Origin of the sequence: Gordonia sihwensis NBRC 108236, assembly GCF_000333035.1 — a bacterium.
Taxonomy (GTDB): domain Bacteria; phylum Actinomycetota; class Actinomycetes; order Mycobacteriales; family Mycobacteriaceae; genus Gordonia; species Gordonia sihwensis.
Genome location: NZ_BANU01000062.1, coordinates 1 through 604 on the forward strand (window position 1 = coordinate 1; position 604 = coordinate 604).

1 pseudogene is annotated in these 604 nt (G+C 58.6%); it reads right to left on the reverse strand.

Annotated features, from left to right (window positions below):
- Window positions 1-336 (reverse strand): annotated as a pseudogene (locus tag GSI01S_RS20430) (SAM-dependent methyltransferase); the annotation flags it as partial.
- Between the last annotated feature and the right edge of the window lie 268 nt (window positions 337-604).

The window sequence follows — 604 nt, forward strand, 5'->3', positions numbered from 1 at the left end:
TGCCTCCATCGGCGCGGCAGTCAGTGACAGTCTCCGCGTTTGGACCTCGCGACGGAAGCGTCTCTGTGCGCCGTCGATCATCGTTGTGGAGATCTCGAATCCGTGCACCATGCCCGATTGCCCTACACGATCAAGCAACAACCCTAATCCGACACCACCACCGAACCCGACATCGGCGACTACTTGACCCGCCCGGATTCCAGCAGCCTCCACCGCGGCAGCGATAGGTTCACGATTGCGTCGATTCACTACCCGGCCAACGATTCGACCGCGAATCCCGGCAGGTCGCCCAAGTTGCCGAGAAATACTCACCAATACATGCTCGCCCACATGCATACCTCGATTGCAGCATCCCAGACCCGGCAACCGCATCAGGGAACTCCCGGAGAGTTCGCCCGGGTGTGACATCGGGAACGACTTACCGGATGAATCACGGAACCAATCCTCTGCTGGCCCCCGACTGCCAATCTCAAACGACTCCACGCCGGTCCTCGACGCCCACGTAAGCCCTATCGACGGGTACACCCGACTGGAGGGGTGTCACCCACAATCTAAACCGTCATGTGATTCACAGTCAGATACACCGTAACCAAGTTACAGATAA